Source organism: Pseudomonas sp. IT-P294 (assembly GCF_949767865.1).
Taxonomy (GTDB): domain Bacteria; phylum Pseudomonadota; class Gammaproteobacteria; order Pseudomonadales; family Pseudomonadaceae; genus Aquipseudomonas.
In genome coordinates this window covers 111,623-129,803 of the sequence record NZ_CATKQW010000006.1, presented here as the reverse complement: position 1 = coordinate 129,803, position 18,181 = coordinate 111,623, and the positions used below count along the sequence as shown (strand labels likewise).

The 18,181-nt window shown below is 59.8% G+C and carries 16 protein-coding genes; all 16 read left to right on the top strand.

Annotated features, from left to right (window positions below; all coding sequences use genetic code 11):
- The first annotated feature begins 52 nt into the window (after positions 1-52).
- The 16 genes from mnmA (at position 53) to nuoJ (ending at position 18,180) form a co-directional block, all read left to right on the top strand.
- Positions 53-1,177 (top strand): tRNA 2-thiouridine(34) synthase MnmA, encoded by a 1,125-nt coding sequence (gene mnmA, locus ACM6I0_RS05435; RefSeq protein ID WP_285434700.1) that lies wholly within the window; start codon positions 53-55, stop codon positions 1,175-1,177.
- Positions 1,174-1,797 (top strand): high frequency lysogenization protein HflD, encoded by a 624-nt coding sequence (hflD, locus tag ACM6I0_RS05430; protein WP_285434699.1) that lies wholly within the window; start codon positions 1,174-1,176, stop codon positions 1,795-1,797. Before mnmA ends, hflD begins: the two co-directional genes overlap by 4 nt.
- Before the next feature lie 126 nt (positions 1,798-1,923).
- Positions 1,924-3,294, top strand: coding sequence for an adenylosuccinate lyase (purB, locus tag ACM6I0_RS05425; RefSeq protein WP_208669034.1), 1,371 nt, complete (start codon positions 1,924-1,926; stop codon positions 3,292-3,294).
- 86 nt (positions 3,295-3,380) lie between these two features.
- Complete coding sequence (locus tag ACM6I0_RS05420; RefSeq protein WP_259156442.1) at positions 3,381-4,550, top strand: cupin domain-containing protein; 1,170 nt, start codon at positions 3,381-3,383, stop codon at positions 4,548-4,550.
- Positions 4,543-4,968: a GNAT family N-acetyltransferase gene (locus ACM6I0_RS05415; protein ID WP_222587616.1), complete on the top strand. Its 426-nt coding sequence runs from the start codon at positions 4,543-4,545 to the stop codon at positions 4,966-4,968. Before ACM6I0_RS05420 ends, ACM6I0_RS05415 begins: the two co-directional genes overlap by 8 nt.
- 245 nt (positions 4,969-5,213) lie before the next feature.
- Positions 5,214-5,975 carry a secretin N-terminal domain-containing protein gene (locus ACM6I0_RS05410; RefSeq protein ID WP_222587617.1) on the top strand — a complete coding sequence of 254 codons (762 nt, stop codon included), beginning with the start codon at positions 5,214-5,216 and terminating at the stop codon, positions 5,973-5,975.
- Between the two features lie 495 nt (positions 5,976-6,470).
- Positions 6,471-7,796: an isocitrate lyase gene (aceA, locus tag ACM6I0_RS05405; RefSeq protein ID WP_020296744.1), complete on the top strand. Its 1,326-nt coding sequence runs from the start codon at positions 6,471-6,473 to the stop codon at positions 7,794-7,796.
- A 648-nt stretch (positions 7,797-8,444) separates the two neighbouring features.
- The gene (locus tag ACM6I0_RS05400) at positions 8,445-8,858 is read left to right on the top strand and encodes an NADH-quinone oxidoreductase subunit A (RefSeq protein WP_003223812.1); all 414 of its coding nucleotides are present in this window, start codon (positions 8,445-8,447) and stop codon (positions 8,856-8,858) included.
- 10 nt (positions 8,859-8,868) lie between these two features.
- A complete protein-coding gene (locus ACM6I0_RS05395) occupies positions 8,869-9,543 on the top strand; it encodes a NuoB/complex I 20 kDa subunit family protein (protein ID WP_007946424.1) in 675 nt (224 codons plus the stop codon).
- A 72-nt stretch (positions 9,544-9,615) separates the two neighbouring features.
- Positions 9,616-11,400: an NADH-quinone oxidoreductase subunit C/D gene (gene nuoC, locus ACM6I0_RS05390; RefSeq protein ID WP_090185651.1), complete on the top strand. Its 1,785-nt coding sequence runs from the start codon at positions 9,616-9,618 to the stop codon at positions 11,398-11,400.
- A 2-nt stretch (positions 11,401-11,402) separates the two neighbouring features.
- Positions 11,403-11,900 (top strand): NADH-quinone oxidoreductase subunit NuoE, encoded by a 498-nt coding sequence (gene nuoE / locus ACM6I0_RS05385; protein ID WP_007946422.1) that lies wholly within the window; start codon positions 11,403-11,405, stop codon positions 11,898-11,900.
- Positions 11,897-13,252, top strand: coding sequence for an NADH-quinone oxidoreductase subunit NuoF (gene nuoF, locus ACM6I0_RS05380; protein ID WP_414921661.1), 1,356 nt, complete (start codon positions 11,897-11,899; stop codon positions 13,250-13,252). Before nuoE ends, nuoF begins: the two co-directional genes overlap by 4 nt.
- Positions 13,253-13,390: 138 nt before the next feature.
- Entirely contained in the window at positions 13,391-16,105 is a 2,715-nt protein-coding gene (nuoG, locus tag ACM6I0_RS05375; protein WP_285434694.1) for an NADH-quinone oxidoreductase subunit NuoG, read from the top strand.
- Entirely contained in the window at positions 16,102-17,109 is a 1,008-nt protein-coding gene (gene nuoH, locus ACM6I0_RS05370) for an NADH-quinone oxidoreductase subunit NuoH (RefSeq protein ID WP_046032492.1), read from the top strand. The genes nuoG and nuoH overlap by 4 nt, the downstream gene beginning before the upstream one ends.
- A gap of 12 nt (positions 17,110-17,121) precedes the next feature.
- Positions 17,122-17,667, top strand: coding sequence for an NADH-quinone oxidoreductase subunit NuoI (nuoI, locus tag ACM6I0_RS05365; RefSeq protein ID WP_197678900.1), 546 nt, complete (start codon positions 17,122-17,124; stop codon positions 17,665-17,667).
- 9 nt (positions 17,668-17,676) lie between these two features.
- Positions 17,677-18,180: an NADH-quinone oxidoreductase subunit J gene (nuoJ, locus tag ACM6I0_RS05360; RefSeq protein ID WP_259156478.1), complete on the top strand. Its 504-nt coding sequence runs from the start codon at positions 17,677-17,679 to the stop codon at positions 18,178-18,180.
- Position 18,181 lies beyond the last annotated feature (1 nt).

The following is an 18,181-nucleotide window of genomic DNA, read 5'->3' as shown; positions in this document are numbered from 1 at the left end:
GGCTTCGGCCTGCTAGAATCGCGTCCTTTTTCAAGACACTCATTGAATCCCTATGCGTGATCCAGCCCCTTCTGACACACAAAAGAAGCGCGTCATTGTCGGCATGTCCGGCGGCGTGGACTCTTCCGTTTCCGCTCTCCTGCTGATCGAGCAGGGCTATGAGGTGGAAGGCCTGTTCATGAAGAACTGGGAAGAAGACGATGGAACGGAATACTGCACCGCCATGGATGACCTGGCGGACGCCCAGGCCGTGTGCGACAAGATTGGCATCAAGCTGCACACCGCCAACTTCGCCGCCGAGTACTGGGACAACGTGTTCGAACACTTCCTGGCCGAATACAAGGCCGGGCGCACGCCAAACCCGGACATCCTGTGTAACCGCGAGATCAAGTTCAAGGCGTTCCTCGACTACGCCATGGTGCTCGGCGCCGACCTGATCGCCACCGGCCACTACGTGCGCCGCCGTGACATCGATGGCCGCACCGAACTGCTCAAGGGCCTGGACCCGAACAAGGACCAGAGTTACTTCCTGCACGCTGTCGGCGGTGAACAGATCGCCAAGACCCTGTTCCCGGTCGGCGAACTGGAAAAGCCCGAAGTGCGCGCAATTGCCGAGAAACACGAACTGGCAACCGCGAAGAAAAAGGACTCCACCGGGATCTGCTTTATCGGCGAACGCCGCTTCAGCGACTTCCTCAAGCAATACCTGCCGGCCCAGCCAGGCGAGATCAAGACCACCGAAGGTGAAGTCATCGGCCGCCACCACGGCTTGATGTATCACACCATCGGCCAGCGCCAGGGCCTGGGCATCGGCGGCTTGAAGGACGCCGGTGACGAGCCTTGGTACGTGCTGATCAAGGACCTGGAACACAACGAGCTGATCGTTGGCCAGGGCAATGATCACCCTTACCTGTTCTCCCGCGCCCTGCTCGCCTCAGACATCTACTGGGTCAACCCGATTGATCTGAGCGAACCGCGCAAGCTCACCGCCAAGGTCCGTTATCGCCAGAGCGATCAACCTTGCACGCTGGAAAAGACCGCCACCGGTTACCGCGCAACCTTCGATGACCCGCAACGCGCGGTCACCCCGGGCCAGTCGGTGGTGTTCTATGACGGTGAAATCTGCCTCGGCGGTGGCGTGATTGAAATCGCAGAACCCTGGAGCAGCAAGGCATGAGCCCCACTCAGGAGCAACTGACGGCGCTGGGCGGCGTGTTTCTCGCCGCCGTCCTCGTCGACAAGATTGCCAAGACCGGCCAGACCAGCGAAGCCGGCCTGACCTGCATGCTCGGCAGCCTGCTGATTCGTGACCCAAAGGACACTCTCGAGGTGTACGGCGGCGACGACATCAACCTGCGTGAAGGCTACCGCGCCTTGATCGGCGCGCTGGAACGCGACCCGAGCACCCTGCAGCGCGAGCCGTTGCGCTATGCCTTGGCCATGCTCGGCCTTGAGCGCCAACTGGCCAAGCGTGGCGACATGCTCGACGCGATCGGCAAGCGCCTGCCGCAGATTCAATCCCAGGTCGAGCACTTCGGCCCGGCGCACGAAAATGTGATCGCCGCCTGCGGCGCGCTGTACCAAGACACGCTGAGCACCCTGCGCCAACGGATTCAGGTCCACGGCGACATGCGCAACCTGCAGCAACCCAGCAACGCCTCGAAAATCCGCGCCCTGTTGCTGGCAGGTATTCGTTCGGCGCGCCTGTGGCGGCAGTTGGGCGGTCATCGCTGGCAGTTGGTGATCAGCCGTCGCAAGTTACTCAAAGAGCTTTACCCGCTGATGCGCAGCAGCTGAACCGCGCCCGCAACACGGCTTCAAATCTGTAACGCGTAATACGCCGGTCAGTTGGCAACGGACCGGCGGATTTTTTCATGTATGATACGCGCCCCATTTCGTTGCCCGACTGTCCGAGAACACCCCATGCAGCTTTCTTCGCTCACTGCGGTTTCCCCTGTTGACGGCCGCTACGCCGGCAAAACCCAGGCCCTGCGCCCAATTTTCAGCGAATACGGTCTGATCCGTGCTCGCGTCCTGGTTGAAGTGCGCTGGCTCCAGCGCCTGGCCGCTCACCCAGGCATCAGCGAAGTGCCGGCGTTCTCCGCCGAAGCCAACGCTGTGCTGAACACCCTGGCGGACAACTTCGCTCTGGAGCACGCCGAGCGTGTCAAAGAGATCGAGCGCACCACCAACCACGACGTCAAAGCCATCGAGTACCTGCTCAAAGAGCAAGCGGCCAAGCTGCCGGAACTGGCCAAGGTCAGCGAATTCATCCACTTTGCCTGCACCAGCGAGGACATCAACAACCTGTCCCACGCCCTGATGCTGCGCGAAGGCCGTGATGACGTGATGCTGCCGCTGATGCGCCAGACCTGCGACGCCATCCGCGAACTGGCCATCCGCTTCGCCGACGTGCCGATGCTGTCGCGCACCCACGGTCAACCGGCATCGCCGACCACCTTGGGCAAAGAGCTGGCGAACGTGGTTTACCGTCTGGAGCGTCAAATCGCTCAGGTCGCCGCCGTTCCGCTGCTGGGCAAGATCAACGGCGCTGTCGGCAACTACAACGCTCACCTGTCGGCCTACCCTGAGATCGACTGGGAAGAAAACGCTCGCGCCTTCATCGAAGACGAACTGGGTCTGGGCTTCAACCCGTACACCACGCAGATCGAACCGCACGACTACATCGCCGAGCTGTTCGACGCGATCGCTCGCTTCAACACCATTCTGATCGACTTCGACCGCGACATCTGGGGCTACATTTCCCTGGGTTATTTCAAACAGCGCACCATCGCTGGCGAAATCGGTTCCTCGACCATGCCGCACAAGGTCAACCCGATCGACTTCGAAAACTCCGAAGGCAACCTGGGCATTGCCAACGCACTGTTCCAGCACCTGGCGAGCAAACTGCCAATCTCCCGCTGGCAGCGCGACCTGACCGACTCCACCGTACTGCGTAACCTCGGTGTCGGCTTCGCCCACAGCGTGATCGCGTACGAAGCCAGCCTCAAAGGCATCAGCAAACTGGAGCTCAACGCCCAGAAGATCGCTGCTGACCTGGACGCTTGCTGGGAAGTGTTGGCCGAGCCGATCCAGACCGTGATGCGCCGCTACAACATCGAAAACCCGTACGAAAAACTGAAAGAGTTGACCCGTGGCAAGGGCATCAGCCCTGAAGCGCTGCAAACTTTCATCGACGGCCTGGACATGCCAGCCGCCGCCAAGGCCGAGCTCAAATTGCTCACCCCGGCGAACTACATCGGTAACGCTGTAGAGCAAGCCAGACGCATCTGATCGACCGCTGTACCCGTTTGAGACGCCCGGCAGCGCCGGGCGTTTTTATTCCCGTCTGAAAAGTGCTTTTTTTCAATAGGTTACACATGAATCCTGACATTCCTCTTCAACTTCTGGGTGGCATCACGGCGCGCGAATTCATGCGCGACTACTGGCAGAAGAAACCGCTGCTGATCCGCCAGGCGATTCCTGAATTCGAAAGCCCGATCGATGCCGACGAACTGGCCGGCCTGGCGCTGGAAGAAGAAGTTGAGTCGCGCCTGATCATCGAAAACGGCGAGCGTCCTTGGGAGTTGCGTCGCGGCCCCTTCGCCGAAGACGAGTTCAGCAAGCTGCCGGAACGCGACTGGACCCTGCTGGTTCAAGCCGTTGACCAGTTCGTGCCGGAAGTCGCTGAACTGCTGGAGAACTTCCGTTTTCTGCCAAGCTGGCGCATCGACGACGTGATGATCAGCTTCGCCGCCCCGGGTGGCAGCGTCGGTCCGCACTTCGACAACTACGACGTGTTCCTGCTGCAAGGCCACGGCAAGCGCAATTGGAAAATCGGCCAGATGTGCGACGCCGAGAGCCCGATGCTGAAACATGCCGACCTGCGCATCCTGGCTGATTTCGAAGCCACCGATGAATGGGTGCTGGAACCGGGCGACATGCTTTACCTGCCGCCACGCCTGGCCCATTGCGGCGTGGCCGTCGATGACTGCCTGACGTATTCGGTCGGTTTCCGTGCACCTAGCGCCGCTGAAGTGCTGACCCACTTCACTGACTTCCTCAGCCAGTTCCTGTCTGACGAAGAGCGCTACACCGACGCCGACGCCCTGCCAGCGGTAGACCCGCATCAGATTCAGCACGACGCTCTTGATCGCCTGAAAGCCTTGCTGGCCGAGCACATGAGCGACGAGCGCCTGCTGCTGACCTGGTTCGGCCAGTTCATGACCGAGCCGCGCTACCCCGAACTGGTGGTTGGCCCGGAAGAAGTCGAAGAAGACGATCTGCTCGCCAGCCTCGAGCAAGGCGCCGTAATGATCCGCAACCCGAGCGCGCGTCTGGCATGGTCGGAAGTGGATGACGATCTGCTGTTGTTCGCCAGTGGCCAGAGCCGTTACCTGCCGGGCAAACTGCGCGATCTGTTGAAATTGATTTGCGCCGCCGACGCCCTGCACATCGACAATCTCGGCGAGTGGCTGAGCGACGAAGATGGCCGCGGCCTGCTGTGCGAACTGATCAAGCAAGGAAGCCTGGGGTTTGCCGATGAATAAAATTCACGTACGTGTCGCAGACTGGCAGAAGGATATCGCCGAGATCCGGCGCATTCGTGAGACGGTGTTCATCGCCGAGCAATCCGTTCCGCCTGAGCTGGAATGGGATGCTGATGACGCAACAGCGGTGCATTTCCTGGCCTACGAGGGAGACTTTCCGATTGGCACCGCACGCCTGTTGCCCGACGGCCATGTCGGCCGGGTATCGGTGCTCAAAGACTGGCGCGGCTTGAAAGTCGGCGATGCACTGATGCACGCGGTGATCGGTGAAGCCGAGAAGCGCGGGCTGAAGCAGCAAATGCTGAGCGCGCAAGTGCAGGCCACGGCGTTCTACGAGCGCCTGGGCTTCAGCATGGTCAGTGAGGAATTCCTGGAAGCCGGGATTCCGCATGTGGACATGGTGCGGCACTCGGCCTGATACCGAGGTGCCCCCATCGCGAGCAGGCTCGCTCCCACATTGATTCTTGAGTTGCTAGAGATTGCAGCAACACCATTAATCCACTGTGGGAGCGAGCCTGCTCGCGATGAGGTCAGAGAGATCACCCCAAAACGCCCCGGCTATCTTCGGATACCGGGGCGTTTTGCTGTCTGCGATTCAACTTGCCCCACCCCGGGCCGACAAACTGGCAATATCAACACTTCAAGATGGCGGAGATAACGGATATGTCCCTACGCACCCTGCTCACCACACTGCTGCTGAGCTGCAGTTTTTCGGCCATGGCAGCCACCGAGATCGTGCCCCTGAACTACCGCACGAGTGACGATATGCTGCCGATGGCACAAAATTTCATCGGCAAGGATGGCCAGGTCAGCGCCTATGGCAACCAGCTCATTGTCAATGCCGATCAGCGCAAGATCGACGAACTTAAGGCCCTGATCTCCCAACTCGACGTTGCGGCCAAGCGCTTGCTGATTACCGTCGACACCAACGAAAACAACTTCCAGGGCGATCAGGGTTACTCAGTCAACGGTGCCAAACCGAGCCAGACGCGCATCATCAATCGCAGCACCGACAGCCGTGATGGCGGCATCCAGCAAATCCAGGCCAGCGAAGGTGCTCCAGCACTGATTCAGGTCGGCCAAAGCGTACCGCTGACCAGCGCACAGACCGATTCCTACGGTGATCTGCGCAGCCAGACTGAATACCGAAACGTCACCCAAGGGTTCTACGTCACCGCCAGCGTCACCGGCGACATCGTTCACCTGGCGATCAGTACCAACCGTGACCGCATGAGCCAGGAACGTCCCGATGTAGTGAATGTGCAAAGCACCGACACAACTGTCACGGGGCGCCTCGGCGAATGGATCACCCTGGCCGGTGTGAACCGCGAGACTCAAGCTGACAAACAGGGCCTGGGCCGCAGCTACTCGACTCAGGGCCGGGATGACATGACTCTGCGGGTGAAAGTCGACACTTTGGACTAAACCACCGAAAACTGACTGATTAGTCGTATTAGACCAAAGATGTAGTGCCACAAAAAAAGCACTACAAAACGTTTGACGATCGAAAAAAGCAAAGGCATGATGGCCTCGCTCCCGCTAATCAGGGGCCCTGGCAAGGGCCTTCGAAGCGTCGCTCGCAACTACCCCGCGAGCCGTTTCGTGTCTGTACCGCCCACAAGGTGTGTTTGACGAGGTTGCCGACTGGAACGAAGTTGTCCCGAGGGACGGAAGCGTAATTAGGTAACCCGGCTCCACACTGAAGTTCGTATAAAGGCCCACGACGCCCGAATCCGCTCGCCAGTTCGCCCTTACCTGCTCACTTCCCCTCGAGCCCATCGTTCATCCCGTCGCCATCCCCGCCGAATCCGACTTGACCACCTAAGCTTCTGGTCAGCGAGCAGCCTCTTACGCTTGATTTGCGTAGTGGGCAGGAGCAGGAATTTTCCACCCCAGACCTATGCGACGAGGTTTATCTCCATGGCACTGACACGCGAACAGCAAATTGCAGCCCTCGAAAAAGATTGGGCTGAAAACCCACGCTGGAAAGGCGTGACACGCGCTTACTCCGCTGCTGACGTCGTCCGCCTGCGTGGCTCGGTTCAACCTGAGCACACCCTTGCAAGAATGGGCGCCGAGAAGCTGTGGAACCTGGTCACCCAGGGCGCCAAGCCGTCCTTCCGTCCTGAGAAAGATTTCGTCAACTGCATGGGCGCCCTGACCGGCGGCCAGGCTGTACAACAAGTTAAAGCCGGTATCCAGGCGATCTACCTGTCGGGCTGGCAGGTTGCTGCGGACAACAACTCCGCAGAATCGATGTACCCGGACCAGTCGCTGTACCCGGTGGATTCGGTTCCAACCGTGGTCAAGCGCATCAACAACTCGTTCCGTCGTGCTGACCAGATCCAGTGGAAAGCCGGCAAGAACCCGGGCGACGAAGGCTACATCGACTACTTCGCACCAATCGTGGCTGACGCTGAAGCCGGTTTCGGCGGCGTTCTGAACGCTTACGAGCTGATGAAGAGCATGATCGAAGCAGGCGCCGCCGGCGTTCACTTCGAAGACCAACTGGCTTCCGTGAAAAAATGCGGCCACATGGGCGGCAAGGTACTGGTTCCTACCCAGGAAGCCGTACAGAAGTTGACCGCTGCTCGTTTGGCAGCTGACGTTGCCGGCACGCCGACCATCATCCTGGCGCGTACCGACGCAAACGCTGCTGACCTGCTGACGTCGGACTGCGACCCGTACGACCAGCCATTCGTGACTGGCGAACGCACCCAGGAAGGCTTCTACAAAGTGCGCGCCGGTCTCGACCAGGCGATCGCTCGCGGCCTGGCCTACGCGCCGTACGCCGACCTGATCTGGTGCGAAACCGCCAAGCCGGATCTGGACGAGGCTCGTCGCTTCGCTGAAGCGATCAAGAAGGAATACCCGGACCAACTGCTGTCGTACAACTGCTCGCCTTCCTTCAACTGGAAGAAAAACCTGGACGACGCGACCATCGCCAAGTTCCAGCGCGAACTGTCCGCCATGGGTTACAAGCACCAGTTCATCACCCTGGCCGGCATTCACAACATGTGGCACAGCATGTTCAACCTGGCGCACGACTACGCCCGCAACGACATGACTGCCTACGTGAAGCTGCAAGAGCAAGAGTTCGCTGACGCCGCCAAGGGTTACACCTTCGTGGCTCACCAGCAGGAAGTGGGCACCGGCTACTTCGACGACATGACCACTGTGATTCAAGGTGGCACGTCCTCGGTAACCGCACTGACCGGTTCGACCGAAGAAGAACAGTTCCACTGATCTGCTTCGCCTGAGCAAACGGCCGTTGCGGATCGAGTAGAAAGCTAACCGCAACGCCGCACATCTGACGCCCCGACTGGTTCGGGGCGTTTTTTTGCCTGCGATTTAGCAAACACTGCTACTCCCTGTGGGAGCGGGCTTGCCCGCGATGGCAGTCTGTCAGTCAACTCTGCAGCACCTGACACACCCTCATCGCGAGCAAGCCCGCTCCCACAGAGAACGCGCCATGGCGCAAAACCATCTGAAAAATCTTGATCCAGAGCAGTTTCCCCATCAGGAAAACACGGTAAAACGACCCCGCCTGCTACTTGCAGTAATGCGCATATAAGACAACTTCCCGGTCATCATCCCGTTAAACAGTTTAAAAACCGACTCAAACAATATTGATTATCATTTAGCGGTAACTATGTTCGTTACATTTCCGACAAAACAATATTGATGAAATGCCGGCTAATGCCCGCAACGCATGGGCCGCGGGCTTTTGGAGGTGCGCTATGTCCTTATTCCTATAAATAATTTCGCTATAGGAATTTTACTTGCAGAGTGTTGTGCCATAAAATCAGCGGGATTGATTGCTGCGACATATCGTCACTGCTTTGTTTCTTTATCAAGCTCAGAGACCTTTGCTCTCTGTTAAGGATTACCAGCATGCCCGAAGCGACAGGACTCATGGCCCACAACTGGGGCTTTGCCATTTTCCTTCTGGGCGTTGTCGGCCTCTGCGCCTTCATGCTCGGCGTCTCCAGCCTTCTCGGGTCAAAAGCCTGGGGTCGCAGCAAAAACGAACCGTTCGAGTCCGGCATGCTACCTACAGGTGGCGCCCGCTTGCGGCTCTCAGCCAAATTCTATCTGGTCGCGATGCTCTTCGTGATCTTCGATATCGAAGCCCTCTTTCTCTTTGCCTGGTCTGTGTCCGTCCGCGAAAGCGGCTGGACCGGATTCGTCGAAGCTCTCGTTTTCATAGCAATTCTGTTGGCAGGTCTTGTCTACCTGTTCCGAGTGGGCGCCCTTGACTGGGCTCCGGAAGCTCGTCGCAAGCGGCAGGCGAAGCTGAAACAATGAGGCTTTGGCAATGCAATACAATCTCACCAGGATCGACCCCGATGCTCCTAACGAGCAGTATCCGATTGGCGAACGGGAAACCGTTTCCGATCCGTTAGAAGATCAAGTCCACAAAAACATCTTCATGGGCAAGCTCGAAGACGTGCTTAACGGCACGATCAACTGGGGGCGCAAGAACTCCCTGTGGCCGTATAACTTCGGTCTTTCGTGCTGCTACGTGGAAATGACCACCGCCTTCACGGCGCCCCACGACATCGCGCGCTTTGGCGCCGAGGTTATCCGGGCATCGCCGCGTCAGGCGGATTTCATGGTTATCGCCGGTACCTGCTTCATCAAGATGGCGCCGATCATTCAGCGTCTCTACGAGCAAATGCTCGAACCTAAATGGGTTATCTCCATGGGTTCGTGCGCCAACTCCGGTGGCATGTACGACATCTACTCAGTCGTTCAAGGGGTGGACAAGTTCCTGCCCGTGGACGTCTACGTGCCTGGCTGCCCGCCCCGTCCTGAAGCGTTCCTGCAAGGCTTGATGCTCTTGCAAGAGTCGATTGGACAGGAGCGTCGTCCGCTTTCCTGGGTCGTCGGCGATCAAGGCGTGTACCGCGCCGAGATGCCTTCCGAGAAGGAAAAGCGCCGCGAACAGCGAATCGCAGTCACCAACCTGCGCAGCCCCGACGAAGTCTGATCCAGATCTGCTTCTTTAAAAGAACAAGACACTGGCTTCATTCTTTACGTTGACCGAAAGCGATAAATAACCATGACTACAGGCAGTGCTCTGTACATCCCGCCTTATAAGGCAGACGACCAGGATGTGGTCGTCGAACTGAATAACCGTTTTGGCCCTGAGGCGTTCACCGCCCAGCCTACCCGCACCGGCATGCCGGTGCTTTGGGTTGCCCGGGCCAAACTCGTCGAAGTCCTGACCTTCCTGCGCAACCTGCCCAAGCCGTACGTCATGCTCTATGACCTGCACGGCGTGGACGAGCGTCTGCGCACCAAGCGTCAAGGGCTGCCAAGCGGCGCCGACTTCACTGTGTTCTATCACTTGATGTCGATCGAGCGTAATAGTGACGTAATGATCAAGGTCGCCTTGTCCGAGAGCGACCTTAGCGTGCCGACCGTGACCGGTATCTGGCCAAACGCCAACTGGTACGAGCGTGAAGTGTGGGACATGTACGGCATCAACTTTGCCGGCCACCCGCACCTGACCCGCATCATGATGCCGCCGACCTGGGAAGGTCACCCGCTGCGCAAGGACTTCCCGGCTCGCGCCACCGAGTTCGATCCGTTCAGCCTGACCCTGGCCAAGCAACAGCTTGAGGAAGAAGCCGCGCGCTTCAAGCCTGAAGACTGGGGCATGAAACGTTCCGGCGCGAACGAGGACTACATGTTCCTCAACCTCGGCCCCAACCACCCTTCGGCGCACGGTGCGTTCCGCATCATCCTGCAGCTGGACGGTGAAGAGATCGTCGACTGCGTGCCTGACGTCGGTTACCACCACCGTGGCGCCGAGAAGATGGCCGAGCGTCAGTCCTGGCACAGCTTCATTCCGTACACCGACCGTATCGACTACCTCGGCGGCGTGATGAACAACCTGCCGTACGTGCTCTCGGTCGAGAAGCTGGCCGGCATCAAGGTGCCCGAGAAGGTCGACGTCATCCGCATCATGATGGCCGAGTTTTTCCGGATCACCAGCCACCTGCTGTTCCTGGGTACATACATCCAGGACGTCGGCGCCATGACCCCGGTGTTCTTCACCTTCACCGACCGCCAGAAGGCGTACACGGTGATCGAAGCCATTACCGGTTTCCGTCTGCACCCGGCCTGGTACCGCATCGGTGGCGTCGCCCACGACCTGCCACGCGGCTGGGAAAAACTGGTGAAAGACTTCGTCGAGTGGATGCCAAAGCGTCTGGACGAATACCAGAAAGCCGCACTGGACAACAGCATCCTCAAAGGCCGGACCATCGGCGTCGCCGCCTACAACACCAAGGAAGCCTTCGAATGGGGCGTCACCGGTGCCGGTCTGCGTTCGACCGGTTGCGACTTCGACCTGCGTAAAGCACGCCCGTACTCCGGTTACGAGAACTTCGAATTCGAAGTGCCGCTGGCCGCCAATGGCGATGCCTACGACCGTTGCATCGTGCGTGTCGAAGAAATGCGCCAGAGCATCAAGATCATCGAGCAGTGCATGCGCAACATGCCGGAAGGCCCGTACAAGGCGGATCACCCGCTGACCACGCCGCCGCCCAAAGAGCGCACGCTGCAGCACATCGAGACCCTGATCACGCACTTCCTGCAAGTTTCGTGGGGCCCGGTCATGCCGGCCAACGAATCCTTCCAGATGATCGAAGCGACCAAGGGCATCAACAGTTATTACCTGACGAGCGATGGCGGCACCATGAGCTACCGCACCCGGATTCGTACGCCAAGCTTCCCGCACCTGCAGCAGATCCCTTCGGTGATCAAAGGCAGCATGGTCGCGGACTTGATTGCGTACCTGGGTAGTATCGATTTCGTTATGGCCGACGTGGACCGCTAAGCATGAATAGCACGCTTATCCAGACAGACCGTTTCACCTTGAGTGAAACCGAGCGCTCGGCCATCGAGCACGAGCTGCATCACTACGAAGACCCGCGCGCGGCGTCGATCGAAGCCCTGAAGATCGTCCAGAAGGAACGTGGCTGGGTGCCTGACGGCGCGCTCTACGCCATCGGCGAAATCCTCGGCATTCCGGCCAGCGACGTTGAAGGGGTGGCGACGTTCTATAGCCAGATCTTCCGTCAGCCAGTCGGTCGCCACATCATTCGCGTCTGCGACAGCATGGTTTGCTACATCGGCGGCCACGAATCGGTTGTCAGCGAAATCCAGAGCAATCTGGGCATCGGCCTGGGGCAGACCACTGCCGACGGTCGATTCACCCTGCTGCCGGTCTGCTGCCTCGGCAACTGTGACAAGGCGCCGGCGTTGATGATCGACGACGACACTTTCGGTGATGTGCAGCCTGCCGGCGTTGCCAAATTGCTCGAGGGCTACGTATGACCCTGACTTCCTTCGGTCCAGCCAACCGCATCAAGCGTTCGGCCGAGACCCACCCGCTCACCTGGCGCCTGCGTGATGATGGCGAAGCCGTCTGGCTCGACGAGTACCAGGCCAAGAACGGTTACGCCGCTGCCCGCAAGGCCTTCGCCGACATGGCTCAGGACGACATCGTCCAGACCGTGAAGGATTCGGGCTTGAAAGGTCGCGGCGGCGCAGGCTTCCCCACTGGCGTTAAGTGGGGCCTGATGCCCAAAGACGAATCCATCAACATCCGCTACCTGCTGTGCAACGCGGACGAGATGGAACCGAACACCTGGAAAGACCGCATGCTGATGGAGCAACTTCCCCATCTGCTGATCGAAGGCATGCTGATCAGTGCTCGCGCGCTGAAAACCTACCGTGGCTACATCTTCCTGCGTGGCGAATACACCACCGCCGCCAAGCACCTCAACCGTGCTGTGGAAGAAGCCAAGGCAGCAGGTCTGCTGGGCAAGAACATCCTGGGCAGCGGCTTCGATTTCGAGCTGTTCGTCCACACCGGTGCCGGGCGTTACATCTGCGGTGAAGAAACCGCACTGATCAACTCCCTTGAAGGCCGCCGCGCCAATCCGCGTTCCAAGCCACCCTTCCCTGCCGCCGTTGGCGTGTGGGGCAAGCCGACGTGCGTGAACAACGTTGAAACCCTGTGCAACGTGCCGGCGATCATTGCCGACGGCGTGGACTGGTACAAATCGTTGGCGCGCCCGGGCAGTGAAGACATGGGCACCAAGCTCATGGGCTTCTCCGGCAAGGTCAAGAACCCGGGCCTGTGGGAATTGCCATTCGGCGTCACCGGTCGCGAGTTGTTCGAAGACTACGCTGGCGGCATGCGCGACGGTTACACGCTCAAGTGCTGGCAGCCAGGCGGCGCCGGTACCGGCTTCCTGTTGCCGGAACACCTCGACGCACAAATGTACGCCGGCGGCATCGCCAAAGTGGGCACCCGTATGGGTACTGGCCTGGCCATGGCGGTGGACGACAGCGTCAACATGGTTTCCCTGCTGCGCAACATGGAAGAGTTCTTCTCCCGTGAATCCTGCGGCTTCTGCACCCCGTGCCGTGACGGTCTGCCGTGGAGCGTCAAGCTGCTGCGTGCGATCGAGAACGGTGAAGGGCAAGCCAGCGACATCGAGACCCTGCTGGGTCTGGTCGGTTTCCTCGGCCCAGGCAAGACCTTCTGTGCTCACGCACCGGGCGCCGTGGAGCCATTGGGCAGCGCAATCAAATACTTCCGCCATGAGTTCGAAGCCGGCATCGCGCCCACCAGCGCCGTCGTCCCGCCTCTGGCAAGGCCGATTGTAGTCGGCGCGTAAACGCTTAAAAAAGGCGAAGGGTCCGTGCCCTTCGCCTTCTCGTGTGATGACGCCGCAAGCGGCTGTTTTGATTCACGCGAACAACAAGATTCCATTAGCCACGCCCGCTGACACCGGGCCAACGAAGAACTTTGAACCATGGCCACTATCCACGTAGACGGCAAAGAGCTCGAAGTCGATGGGGCAGACAACCTGTTACAGGCATGTCTGTCGCTAGGCCTCGATATCCCTTATTTCTGCTGGCACCCAGCCCTTGGCAGCGTTGGCGCTTGCCGCCAGTGCGCGGTCAAGCAGTACACCGACGAGAACGACAAGCGTGGTCGGATCGTCATGTCCTGCATGACCCCTGCCACTGACGGCAGCTGGATCTCCATCGACGACGAAGAAGCGAAAGTGTTTCGCGCCAGCGTCGTTGAATGGCTGATGACCAACCACCCTCACGACTGCCCGGTCTGTGAAGAAGGAGGTCACTGCCACCTGCAAGACATGACCGTGATGACCGGCCACAACGAGCGCCGTTATCGCTTCACCAAGCGCACTCACCAGAACCAGCAACTGGGCCCGTTCATTTCCCACGAAATGAACCGCTGCATCGCTTGCTACCGCTGCGTGCGCTTCTATAAGGATTACGCTGGCGGCACCGACCTCGGTGTGTTCGGCGCCCACGACAACGTGTACTTCGGTCGCGTTGAAGACGGCACCCTGGAAAGCGAGTTCTCCGGCAACCTCACCGAGGTCTGCCCGACCGGTGTGTTCACCGACAAGACTCACTCCGAGCGTTACAACCGCAAGTGGGACATGCAGTTCTCGCCGAGCATCTGTCATGGCTGCTCAAGCGGTTGCAACATCTCCCCGGGCGAACGCTACGGTGAACTGCGTCGTATCGAAAACCGCTTCAACGGTTCGGTCAACCAGTACTTCCTGTGCGACCGTGGCCGTTTCGGCTATGGCTACGTCAACCGCAAGGATCGTCCGCGTCAGCCATTGCTGGCCAACGGCGCCAAGCTGACCCTGGACGAAGCGCTGGATAAAGCCGCTGACCTGCTGCGCGGTCGCAACATCGTCGGTATCGGTTCGCCGCGTGCCAGCCTCGAAAGCAACTACGCGTTGCGCGAGCTGGTCGGCGCCGAGCACTTCTACTCCGGCATCGAAGCCGCTGAGCTGGAGCGCATTCGTCTGGTCATGCAGGTGCTTAAAGACAGCCCGCTGCCGATCCCGAACATGCGCGACATCGAAGACCACGACGCGATTTTCGTTCTTGGCGAAGACCTGACCCAGACCGCTGCGCGCATGGCCCTGTCCCTGCGTCAATCGGTCAAGGGCAAAGCCGAAGACATGGCCGACGCCATGCGCGTTCAGCCGTGGCTCGACGCCGCTGTGAAGAACATCGGTCAGCACGCGCTGAACCCGCTGTTCATCGCCAGCCTGGCTGAAACCAAGCTCGACGATATCGCCGAAGAATGCGTTCACGCTGCACCGGACGACCTGGCCCGCATCGGTTTCGCCGTGGCTCACGCCCTGGACGCCAGCGCACCGGCCGTCGAAGGCCTGGATGCTGAAGCCCTTGAACTGGCCAAGCGCATCGCCGACGCCCTGCTCGCGGCCAAGCGTCCATTGATCATCGCCGGCACCTCATTGGGTTCCAAAGCGCTGATCGAAGCCGCCGCGAACATTGCCAAAGCCTTGAAGCTGCGTGAGAAGAACGGTTCCATCAGCCTGATCGTGCCAGAGGCCAACAGCCTCGGCCTGGCCATGCTCGGTGGTGACTCGGTCGACGACGCCCTGCAAGCGGTGATCGACGGCCGTGCCGACGCCCTCGTCGTGCTGGAAAACGATCTGTACACCCGCACCGACAAAGCCAAGGTTGATGCCGCCCTGAACGCCGCGAAAGTGGTGATCGTCGCGGACCATCAGAAGACTGCCACCAGCGATCGCGCGCACCTGGTTCTGCCAGCCGCCAGCTTCGCTGAAGGCGACGGTACGCTGGTCAGCCAGGAAGGCCGCGCCCAGCGCTTCTTCCAGGTGTTCGACCCGACTTACCTCGACGCGAGCATCCTTGTTCACGAAGGCTGGCGCTGGCTGCATGCCCTGCGCGCGACCCTGTTGAACCAGCCGATCGACTGGACCCAACTGGACCACGTCACCGCAGCCGTGGCTGCAAGCACGCCGCAACTGGCGCGCATCGTCGACGCCGCACCGTCCGCCGCATTCCGTATCAAAGGCCTGAAACTGGCGCGCGAACCGCTGCGCTACTCCGGTCGTACCGCCATGCGCGCCGACATCAGCGTGCACGAACCGCGTACGTCCCAGGACAACGACACTGCGTTCTCGTTCTCCATGGAAGGCTACTCGGGCTCGGTCGAACCGCGTCAGCAAGTGCCATTCGCCTGGTCTCCGGGCTGGAACTCGCCGCAAGCCTGGAACAAGTTCCAGGACGAAGTCGGTGGTCACATCCGCGCTGGCGACCCGGGCACCCGCCTGATCGAAAGCACCGGTGATTCGCTGAACTGGTTCGCCGCTGTTCCACGTGCGTTCAACCCGGCGCCGGGCACCTGGCAGGTCGTGCCGTTCTTCCACCTGTTCGGCAGCGAAGAGAACTCTTCCAAAGCCGCACCGGTTCAAGAGCGCATTCCGGCCGCTTACGTGTCGCTGGCCAAGTCCGAAGCCGACCGCCTGGGTGTCAATGACGGCGCCATGCTCAGCTTGAACGTCGCTGGCCAGACCTTGCGTCTGCCGCTGCGCATCAACGAAGAGCTGGGTGCTGGCCTGGTGGCATTGCCGGCCGGTATCGCCGGCATTCCGCCAGCGATCTTTGGCAAAACCGTTGATGGTCTGCAGGAGGCAGCGCAATGACTTGGTTCACTCCTGAAGTGATCGCAGTGATCATCTCGGTCATCCAGGCCATCGTGATTCTGCTCGCCGTGGTGGTCTGCGGCGCGCTGCTGAGTTGGGTCGAGCGTCGTTTGCTCGCCCTCTGGCAGGACCGTTACGGTCCGAACCGCGTCGGCCCGTTCGGCGCGTTCCAGATCGCGGCCGACATGATCAAGATGTTCTTCAAGGAAGACTGGACGCCGCCGTTTGCCGACAAGATGATCTTCACCCTGGCACCGGTCGTGGCCATGAGCGCCCTGCTGATTGCCTTCGCGATCATCCCGATCACCCCGACCTGGGGCGTGGCGGACCTGAACATCGGCATCCTGTTCTTCTTCGCCATGGCCGGCCTGTCGGTCTACGCGGTGTTGTTCGCCGGCTGGTCGAGTAACAACAAGTTCGCCCTGCTGGGCAGCTTGCGGGCCTCGGCACAGACCGTGTCGTACGAAGTGTTCATGGGCCTGTCGCTGATGGGCATCGTGATCCAGGTCGGCTCGTTCAACATGCGCGACATCGTTGACTATCAAGCGCAGCACCTGTGGTTCATCATTCCGCAGATCTTCGGTTTCCTGACCTTCTTCATCGCTGGCGTCGCCGTGACTCACCGTCACCCGTTCGACCAGCCGGAAGCGGAACAGGAACTGGCCGATGGTTACCACATTGAATACGCCGGCATGAAATGGGGCATGTTCTTCGTCGGCGAGTACATCGGCATCGTGTTGATTTCGGCGCTGCTGGTGACCTTGTTCTTCGGTGGCTGGCACGGTCCGTTCGACATTCTGCCGCAGATCCCTTTCATCTGGTTCGCGCTCAAGACCGCGTTCTTCATCATGATCTTCATCCTGCTGCGCGCCTCGATTCCGCGCCCACGGTATGACCAAGTGATGGATTTCAGCTGGAAGTTCTGCCTGCCGCTGACCCTCGTCAACATGCTGGTGACCGCTGCGATCGTGTTGCTCAACACGCCCGCCGTCGCGGCTCAGTGAGGATAGAGAATCATGAAGTACATATTTGACATCGTGCATGGCTTCTTCACCCAGCTTCGCAGCCTGGTGATGATTTTCAGCCACGCCTTCCGCAAGCGCGACACGCTGCAGTACCCGGAAGAAGCCGTGTACCTGCCGCCGCGCTACCGTGGCCGTATCGTCCTGACCCGCGACCCTGATGGCGAAGAGCGTTGTGTAGCCTGCAACCTGTGCGCCGTGGCGTGCCCTGTCGGTTGCATCTCGCTGCAGAAAGCCGAAACCGAAGACGGTCGCTGGTACCCGGACTTCTTCCGCATCAACTTCTCGCGCTGCATTTTCTGTGGCCTCTGCGAGGAAGCCTGCCCGACCACCGCGATCCAGCTGACACCGGATTTCGAGATGGCCGAGTTCAAACGTCAGGACCTGGTTTACGAGAAAGAAGATCTGCTGATCTCCGGCCCCGGCAAAAACCCTGATTACAACTTCTATCGTGTTGCAGGTATGGCGATTGCCGGTAAGCCCAAAGGCGCCGCGCAAAATGAAGCCGAACCGATCAACGTGAAGAGCTTGCTGCCTTAAGGAAGAAAGATGGAATTCGCTTTCTATTTCGCATCGGGTATCGCTGTGGTTTCCACGCTTCGCGTGGTCACCCACACCAACCCTGTGCACGCCCTGCTCTACCTGATCATTTCGCTGATTGCCGTGGCGATGACGTTCTTCGCCCTCGGCGCACCGTTTGCCGGTGTGCTGGAAGTGATCGCCTACGCTGGCGCCATCATGGTGCTGTTCGTGTTTGTGGTGATGATGCTGAACCTGGGGCCCGCCTCGGTTCAGCAAGAACGCGTCTGGCTCAAGCCCGGCATCTGGCTCGGCCCGGTGATTCTCGGTGCCCTGCTGTTGGCCGAGTTGCTGTACGTGCTGTTCAGCCACCAGACCGGTCAGGCCGTCGGCCACACCACCGTAGACGCGAAGGCCGTGGGCATCAGCCTGTTCGGTCCTTATCTGCTGGTGGTCGAACTCGCCTCGATGTTGCTGCTTGCGGCAGCCGTCACGGCGTTCCACTTGGGCCGCAACGAAGCCAAGGAGCAATGAC

Excerpts from the sequence above, each read along its gene's own strand:
- hflD (WP_285434699.1), top strand. The coding sequence starts at position 1,174 with ATGAGCCCCACTCAGGAGCAACTGACGGCGCTGGGCGGCGTGTTTCTC.
- mnmA (WP_285434700.1), top strand. The coding sequence starts at position 53 with ATGCGTGATCCAGCCCCTTCTGACACACAAAAGAAGCGCGTCATTGTC.
- aceA (WP_020296744.1), top strand. The coding sequence starts at position 6,471 with ATGGCACTGACACGCGAACAGCAAATTGCAGCCCTCGAAAAAGATTGG.
- nuoH (WP_046032492.1), top strand. The coding sequence starts at position 16,102 with ATGACTTGGTTCACTCCTGAAGTGATCGCAGTGATCATCTCGGTCATC.
- ACM6I0_RS05420 (WP_259156442.1), top strand. The coding sequence starts at position 3,381 with ATGAATCCTGACATTCCTCTTCAACTTCTGGGTGGCATCACGGCGCGC.
- nuoI (WP_197678900.1), top strand. The coding sequence starts at position 17,122 with ATGAAGTACATATTTGACATCGTGCATGGCTTCTTCACCCAGCTTCGC.
- ACM6I0_RS05395 (WP_007946424.1), top strand. The coding sequence starts at position 8,869 with ATGCAATACAATCTCACCAGGATCGACCCCGATGCTCCTAACGAGCAG.
- nuoC (WP_090185651.1), top strand. The coding sequence starts at position 9,616 with ATGACTACAGGCAGTGCTCTGTACATCCCGCCTTATAAGGCAGACGAC.
- nuoG (WP_285434694.1), top strand. The coding sequence starts at position 13,391 with ATGGCCACTATCCACGTAGACGGCAAAGAGCTCGAAGTCGATGGGGCA.
- ACM6I0_RS05410 (WP_222587617.1), top strand. The coding sequence starts at position 5,214 with ATGTCCCTACGCACCCTGCTCACCACACTGCTGCTGAGCTGCAGTTTT.
- ACM6I0_RS05415 (WP_222587616.1), top strand. The coding sequence starts at position 4,543 with ATGAATAAAATTCACGTACGTGTCGCAGACTGGCAGAAGGATATCGCC.
- ACM6I0_RS05400 (WP_003223812.1), top strand. The coding sequence starts at position 8,445 with ATGCCCGAAGCGACAGGACTCATGGCCCACAACTGGGGCTTTGCCATT.
- nuoE (WP_007946422.1), top strand. The coding sequence starts at position 11,403 with ATGAATAGCACGCTTATCCAGACAGACCGTTTCACCTTGAGTGAAACC.
- purB (WP_208669034.1), top strand. The coding sequence starts at position 1,924 with ATGCAGCTTTCTTCGCTCACTGCGGTTTCCCCTGTTGACGGCCGCTAC.
- nuoJ (WP_259156478.1), top strand. The coding sequence starts at position 17,677 with ATGGAATTCGCTTTCTATTTCGCATCGGGTATCGCTGTGGTTTCCACG.
- nuoF (WP_414921661.1), top strand. The coding sequence starts at position 11,897 with ATGACCCTGACTTCCTTCGGTCCAGCCAACCGCATCAAGCGTTCGGCC.